This is a genomic window from Micromonospora foliorum (genome assembly GCF_022229015.1).
In the GTDB taxonomy this organism is placed as follows: domain Bacteria; phylum Actinomycetota; class Actinomycetes; order Mycobacteriales; family Micromonosporaceae; genus Micromonospora; species Micromonospora foliorum.
The window spans coordinates 1-6,551 of sequence record NZ_JAKKFF010000268.1; the positions used below are offsets into that span (position 1 = coordinate 1).

Annotated in this window: 6 protein-coding genes, 1 tRNA gene and 1 pseudogene; 4 read left to right on the plus strand and 4 right to left on the minus strand. The window is 70.5% G+C overall.

Annotation, left to right across the window (positions count from 1 at the left end; all coding sequences use genetic code 11):
- Positions 1 to 86 precede the first annotated feature (86 nt).
- Both PSH25_RS20010 and PSH25_RS20015 read right to left on the minus strand, forming a co-directional pair.
- A complete protein-coding gene (locus PSH25_RS20010; RefSeq protein ID WP_238660545.1) occupies positions 87 to 239 on the minus strand; it encodes a hypothetical protein in 153 nt (50 codons plus the stop codon).
- 7 nt (positions 240 to 246) lie between these two features.
- Positions 247 to 1,239 (minus strand): helix-turn-helix transcriptional regulator, encoded by a 993-nt coding sequence (locus tag PSH25_RS20015; RefSeq protein ID WP_238660546.1) that lies wholly within the window; start codon positions 1,237 to 1,239, stop codon positions 247 to 249.
- Positions 1,240 to 1,441: 202 nt separating this feature from the next.
- Here PSH25_RS20015 and PSH25_RS20020 point away from each other — a divergent pair, with 202 nt between their 5' ends.
- The gene (locus PSH25_RS20020) at positions 1,442 to 2,218 is read left to right on the plus strand and encodes a glucose 1-dehydrogenase (protein WP_238660547.1); all 777 of its coding nucleotides are present in this window, start codon (positions 1,442 to 1,444) and stop codon (positions 2,216 to 2,218) included.
- Positions 2,219 to 2,333: 115 nt separating this feature from the next.
- Here the strand turns inward: PSH25_RS20020 and PSH25_RS20025 are convergent, their stop codons facing one another.
- Complete coding sequence (locus tag PSH25_RS20025; protein ID WP_007457244.1) at positions 2,334 to 2,765, minus strand: SsgA family sporulation/cell division regulator; 432 nt, start codon at positions 2,763 to 2,765, stop codon at positions 2,334 to 2,336.
- A gap of 273 nt (positions 2,766 to 3,038) precedes the next feature.
- On the opposite strand from PSH25_RS20025, the gene PSH25_RS20030 reads away from it, so the two are divergent.
- From PSH25_RS20030 to PSH25_RS20040, 3 genes are all read left to right on the plus strand, one after another.
- A complete protein-coding gene (locus PSH25_RS20030) occupies positions 3,039 to 3,674 on the plus strand; it encodes a PGPGW domain-containing protein (RefSeq protein ID WP_238660548.1) in 636 nt (211 codons plus the stop codon).
- Positions 3,675 to 3,724: 50 nt separating this feature from the next.
- Positions 3,725 to 3,796 (plus strand) — tRNA-Val (locus tag PSH25_RS20035).
- A gap of 185 nt (positions 3,797 to 3,981) precedes the next feature.
- The gene (locus tag PSH25_RS20040; protein ID WP_238660549.1) at positions 3,982 to 4,554 is read left to right on the plus strand and encodes a hypothetical protein; all 573 of its coding nucleotides are present in this window, start codon (positions 3,982 to 3,984) and stop codon (positions 4,552 to 4,554) included.
- Between the two features lie 56 nt (positions 4,555 to 4,610).
- Here the strand turns inward: PSH25_RS20040 and PSH25_RS20045 are convergent.
- Positions 4,611 to 5,805, minus strand: a pseudogene (locus tag PSH25_RS20045) (replication initiator); the annotation flags it as partial.
- Between the last annotated feature and the right edge of the window lie 746 nt (positions 5,806 to 6,551).

The window sequence follows — 6,551 nt, forward strand, 5'->3', positions numbered from 1 at the left end:
CCGTTCTCCCTCTCTCCCTCCTCCTCAACTCTCTTTTTTTTTTCGACCCCCTCACCGCACACAGACTCAGGCCCCGTTACTCTACTTCAGACGTCTTCTCTTCCCTTCTCCGCCTCCAGGAACTTGCGGGGCATGTCCTGCTCCGCGGCGATGGCCTGGGTGGACAGCAGCGAGGGGTACGCGGTGGCGAGGCTCAACGCCGCCCGTACCGCGTAGTCGCCGCGCGCGGAGATCTGCACCCTGCCATCATGCCCGGCCGGTGCCGCCCGGCCCTCCGGCGGGCGGCCCGGGTCTGGTGGCGTGCCCGCTGTTGGCGGGTTCGCCGGGGGTGCCGGGGCGGAATCGGCCGCCGTTGGTGCCCGTCGACTCGGCCGGCGGTCGGGGCCGGACCACCCGGCCGGCCGCCGGTTGGTCCCGGGCGGCCCGGAACGCGCCGGGGCTGACCCCGACCTCGCGGGTGAAGAAGCGGCCGAAGTTGGTGGGTTCGGAGAAGCCGAGCCGCCGGCCGATCTGGGCGATCGGCTGATCCGTCGCGGCGAGTAACCGGCTGGCCTGCAACGCGACCCGCTCGTCGATGACCTGTTTCGCACTGCGACCGGTGACGGCCAGGCAGGCCCGGGTCAGGGTCCGCACCGAGCAGCCGAGCTCGGCCGCGTAGTCCTCCACCCGCCGGGTGTACGAGTAGCCGTGCTCCACCTCGCGGCGGAACCGGTGGAACGTCTCGTCCTCGGGTCGGGACGGCGACCGGTCGGCGTGGGCCACGGCCAGCCGCAGCAGCAGCACGGCCAGTTGGTGCCGGAGCAGCGCGCGGGCGGTGGGGCCGTCGGGGTGCCGCCGACAGTCCACCGCCAACTGGCTTACCTCGCTGATCACCGCGTCCTCGTCCTCACCGGCCAACTGCCGCCAGGTCGCGGTCGTGGCCAGGTCGACGTCGAAGCCGCGCAGCGCCTCCGGATCCCAGGCGACCACTGTGGCGTCGAACTGGGGGCCGGCGCAGCGCAGCACCTGGCCGGGGCGGACCCGCAGCAGCGTGCCGGGCCGGCACGGCAGCAGGTGAAAGTCGAGCTCCGCGTCGCCGTGCCCACGGGTGGTGAGAATCAACAGCTCCCGCTCGACGATCACCGGCCGACGCCAGCCCGGGTCGCCGGCAAGATCGGCCAGCGCGAACGTGGCTATCTCGTCGGTGACGGGAGACGCCGTTCCGATCGATGGCGCGGGGGAGGGATCGGTGGAGACCATCGCCTGCGACGGTAGCCCGAACCGCAGGTCACCGCATCCCGATCGACGTTCGTCGCGGAATCCGCGGCGCGCCACGGGCTTGTCGCGGTCCCGGCGGCCGGGCTACGTTACCCGGCGGTAGCGCCGTCGGTCCGCGGCCCGCCCGGTATCCGCCGGCCATCCGACCGACCGACGGCCCCCGCCGACTCGCGATGGGATGGGCATGACGCAGCTGTTCTCGGTCGAAGGTAAGACGGTCCTGGTCACCGGAGGCTCGCGGGGGATCGGGCTGATGATCGCCCAGGGCTTCGTCCGGGCCGGCGCACACGTGATCATCTCGTCCCGCAAGGCGGACGTCTGCGCGGCGGTCGCCACCACTCTCTCCGCCGAGGGCCGCTGCGAGGCCATCCCCGCCGACCTCAGCGACGACGCCGGCGCCGAGACGCTCGCCGCCGCCGTGCGCGAGCGCTTCGGCCGCCTCGACGTGCTGGTCAACAACGCCGGCGCGACGTGGGGCGCGCCGCTGGAGGACTACCCCGAGGCCGCGTTCGACAAGCTCTGGGCGGTCAACGTCAAGGCCGTCTTCCGGCTCACCACCGCGCTGCTGCCGGCGCTGCGCGCCGCCGCCAGCGCCGACGACCCGGCCCGCGTGATCAACATCGGGTCGATCGACGGCATCCGGGTGCCGATGATGGAGGTGTACGCGTACTCGGCCACCAAGGCGGCCGTGCACATGCTCACCCGCAGCCTCGCCCACCAACTCGCCGGTGAGCAGATCACCGTCAACGCGATCGCGCCCGGCCCGTTCGAGAGCAAGATGATGGCGTTCGCGCTCGACGACCCGGCGAGCCGGGCCGCCATCGAGCAGCAGGTGCCGCTGGGCCGCATCGGACGCCCCGAGGACATGGCCGGCACGGCCATCTACCTCTCGTCGCGCGCCGGCGCGTACCTGACCGGCGCGGTCATTCCCGTCGACGGCGGCATCACCACGCACGGCTGAGCACCGGCCGACCCGGGGGCGGACTGTCCGCGTACCCCCTGGCTGTGTGCCGGGGCCGCGCGGACTCGGCAGATCCGCGCGGCCCCGGTGTGGCCGGTGTTGCCCGTTCGGGCGGTCAGCGACCGGCGAGCAGCCGGTTCACCGCCGTGTCGACGTCCAGGTGCTCGGCCTCACGGCCGCGCGGGACGACGACGTAGGTCCGTCGAAGGAAACGCACCAGGACGCTGCGCGGCACCTCGAAGAGGGCGTTGCCGTCCGGTGACGAGAGGGCCAGCGCGACGAAGTCGCCGCGCGGTGTGGCCCAGGGCCAGACCCGCACATCCCCGATGCCAGCCGGCTCGTCCAGGCCGGTGACCAGAAGTTCGCGAGCGAACGACCAACTCACCGCCTCGCCCCCTGCCGATTCGGCATGGAACAGGACATGGACCGCATACGGGTCAGCAGGGTCGTAACGCAGACTGGCACGCACCGGCAAGGCGGTGGCGTCAGGTGCGACGAGCCTTAGCGACGTCTCGACCTCTACGGTCGTCGGTCGGATGACACTCATGGACGTTCTCCCCCCGGCACCGCTGCGGAACGCGCGTGTCCCGCTTTTCCCATACTCAGGTGCTACTCCTGGCTACGCTCCGCCATACGCTGACTTCACCCAGTGGTGGGAAGGGGGACGGAAAGGCCGCGTGAATGTGAGCATTCATGTAGGATTTCCGGTTCTGCCCAGTGCGTGATCCCGCCCGGTATCGGGTGGCTCAGTCGTCGACTTACTCCGGTAACGTCCAGTCGGCCGTTGCAGTGACGGGCCCGAGCGACACTGGGGGGTGAAATGGTGACGAAGCAATCCTCAGTGGATCCGACGGCGGCGCCCGGCCCGCCGAAAGTCGCGGTCCGAGCAGCCGAAAAGCGGGGGTACGGAGTGCCGATGGAGCAGCCCGAACGGGCCGGTCGGCCGGCGTCCGACGCCGGTCGTCCCGGTGGTGATGGCGCCGGTCGTGGTGGCGGCACCGGTGCTGGTCGCGGTAGCGACACCGGTGCCGGAGTCGCCGTGCAGGACCGGCCGCGGCGCCCCCGCTGGCGCGAACGGATCTCGCTGACCCTCGAACTCATCCGCGGCAACCCCACCGGCCGGATCGCACTCAAGATCTTCATCGCGATCGCCGGGGCGTTGGTGGTGACCATCGGCATCGCCCTCATCCCGCTCCCCGGGCCGGGCTGGCTGCTGGTGATCGCCGGCCTGGGCATCTGGGCCGTCGAATACCACTGGGCCCGCCGGCTGCTCGGCTTCACCCGCCGCCACGTCCACGGATGGACACGCTGGGTGACGAGACAGTCGCTGCTGGTGCGAATCGTGCTCGGCTCCGTCGGCCTGGTCTTCGTGGCCACGGTGGTATGGCTGTCCCTCAAGTACAGCCTCGGCATCGACGTCGTGGCCAAGGCGATGCACTACCTCGCGACGCACTGACCCCGGATTTCCGGTCCGGTTCCACGATCGGGTAGAGTCAGTGGCGCTGAGGGCGATTAGCTCAGTGGGAGAGCGCTTCGTTCACACCGAAGAGGTCGCTGGTTCGATACCAGCATCGCCCACTCTCAGTTCGCACAGGTCAGAGGCCGCTTCCCGAGTTCGGGAGGTGGCCTTTCTGCTGTCGTAAGGCAGTGAAGGACAGCAATGGTCAGCGGGCGGGTGACGACTAGGCAAGGAGACGTCCGCCTGTGCTGTTACCTTGCCGGCCGTGAATGGTCAGCTGACGTGGATCGACCGGATCATCGACGTGACCGGGTGGCGCCATGAGTCTGAGGGCGGTGCCGGCTGGGAGCAGGCGGAGGCCGAGCTCGACGTCACGCTGCCCAGCGACTTCAAGGAGTTGTGCCGGCGGTTCGTGCCAGGCCTGTTCATGGGTGTCCTTGACCTATTGCGACCGAACGACGAGCACGATTCGACTTCGCTGCTCGGGTGGTGGAACTCCAGCCGACGTTGGATGAGCGAGGATGACGATTCCGCCGCGCGCCTGTACGCCCCGCACGGTCTGTACAGGCCCGACAAGGGATCCGGGCTGATCGAATGGGGTCACGACTCGTCCGGGGGTCAGTACTTCTGGCTGGCGGACCGCTCGGTGGAATCTGATCGGTGGCCCGTGATCGCTCGGCACGACCCACCCCACCCGTGGCACCGGTTCGACATGTCCATGACGGAGTTCGTCTACCGCATGCTCGCGGACCCGGAGCTGGAGTCGTTTTCGATGGTCACTCCGACGTGGCGGCCGTTCTATCTGCCGTACTGGCAGCCATTTCCCAGTACACCTGAGGAGTGGGAGGCTCTCGGCGACCCGAACCGCGAGAACTGAACCAGTACCAGTCTCTGCCCGGTCGCTGGCCTTTGCGGCGCCGCTGGCGGTGTCGGTGCCGGCGGCCTGCCGAGTTGCCAGCAGGCGTCGATGAGGCGGGCGAGGTGGTCGCCTTCCGGATCGGCGTAGTCGTCAATGGTGGCCGGGGTGAGCCGGGTGAAGGAGCGCCCGGTGGATTCGGTGGCCTTGGTGGCGTACTTGGCCAGGTAGGCGGCCACCTTGCCGTCAGTCAACTCGCCGTCGGCGGTGGTGATCCGTCGTACGTCGACCTGCTCACCCCAGGCCACCACCCAGCCCTGCGGACGGTCGGGATGCGGAGGTGTGGTGACGACGATCTGCCGCGCGGCGGCATGGACTGCGGCTTCCAGGTCGTCGACGGTGATGCCTGCCGGCGGCGGCACGAGAGCATCCGGGTCAGGGCCGACACCGTCGAGGCGCAGCAGGGCGTGGAAGTGCACGGCCGCCCTTCGCTGCATCTCGGCGACCTTGCCGGTGCGACACCCGGACCGGTGGCAAGCGGCGCACCTTGCCGGAGCCGGTGACGACCTGGACGAAGGGGATGCCGCGTTGGCGGCACAGTGCGGCGAGGTGACGTTCGATGGCCTGCTTGGTGCGCCGCCACAGCTCGCCGGAGAAGTAGTTCCAGACGGCGTGCTGCTCGTGGTCGTAGCAGTCCAGGCACAACGGCTGCCCGAGCTGCGGATCGTCGGTGTCGTGGCGGGCGAAGCACGCCGCGGGCTGTCCGTGCTGGCAGGTGCCGGCGGCACTTCGGGCGTGGCAGGGAGCGGGCCGGCAGTCGCAGCGCTGCCGGGCGGCGCAGGTGTGGCGAGCGACGTGCCGGTGGTGGACCGCGCCGAAGGACGGGGCGGTGAAGGTGGCGAAGACGACCGGGTGTCGACCGACCGAGTCGGGTACACCCTTCCCGCCGGTCAGGCCGCAGCGGACGACCTGGTAGGCGTCACCGGCGTAGACCCAGGCGCAGTCCGGGCACTGCGATTCGCGGCGGTTGCCGCACGCCTTGTAGAGCGCTCGGTCGGGCAGCTCGTCGGTCCGGAGTCGGCCGGTGATGCGGCCCGTGGTCGCCTCGACGGCCGCGATGGTGCCAGTGAGTCGGATTGGGCGGGCGCAGCCGCCGGCAGCGGCGGTGTGCTCAAGCCAGCCGGAGAACTCCGGGGTGGCGGCGCGGTGCAGGGCTTGGGCGATCCGGCCGACGGCGGGGTCGGGCCGGTACAGGGTGAGCGGGGTGGACACGGTCTTCTCCTTCGGGGGTGGCAGGGACGGGAGGCGAAGCACCACCAGCCGTGGACGTTGGTCCGCTGGTGGTGTTCGTCGTGTCTCCTGGCACCGCCGGGAGGGCCGCTGACGCCGGAAGGCGGGTTCGTGGTGGTGCCACGTCCCGCCGATGGTCGTGTTCCTCTCACGCTCGTCGAGCTGGTGACGAAGGCCGGCACGGGTGGGGAGCCTGGGATGTCGGCATCCGAGCGGTCGCCGCAGGCTGCCCCAGCCGTGTAGGTGTGCGAATCCGGGCCATCGTGGACGGCAGGGAAGGCCGTGCTGGGCCGCTCAGCGGATTCGGAGAACCGGCGTGGTGGCCGGTGCGATCGGGAGCCGGCGGGACGTGACCCGCATCAGCGGCGAGAAGGCCGCTCGGCCATCTCCGAAGTCGAGTCCAGCGATCCGGCTAGGACGGCTGCGCTTGGGTGCTCGACGAGCGCCAGAGTAGCACCGCGTGGCGACAGGTCAACCCGCCGTGATGTCGCCGGATAGAGGTGGGACGGGCGGCTGCCGGCGGTGTGGGAGGACTTTCTGTACGTCTATCAAGGCGGCCCTGAACGGGCCGCACGCGCCGCCGCCTGGGCGCGCGTCCGTCGCTCCGCTGGCGCTCCGACTCCGGCCACGCAACACGCCCGGCGGCTGGCGCGGAGAGCGGGAGGCCCAGGGCCGCAAAGCGGCGAGAGTGGTTGAGGTTCGTGGGCCGGCAGCCGGCCGGGCCGCGC

Bases quoted from the DNA above. Each gene is read 5' to 3' on its own strand.
- PSH25_RS20020 (WP_238660547.1), top strand. From the start codon at position 1,442: ATGACGCAGCTGTTCTCGGTCGAAGGTAAGACGGTCCTGGTCACCGGA.
- PSH25_RS20025 (WP_007457244.1), bottom strand. From the start codon at position 2,765: ATGAGTGTCATCCGACCGACGACCGTAGAGGTCGAGACGTCGCTAAGG.
- PSH25_RS20030 (WP_238660548.1), top strand. From the start codon at position 3,039: ATGGTGACGAAGCAATCCTCAGTGGATCCGACGGCGGCGCCCGGCCCG.
- PSH25_RS20015 (WP_238660546.1), bottom strand. From the start codon at position 1,239: ATGGTCTCCACCGATCCCTCCCCCGCGCCATCGATCGGAACGGCGTCT.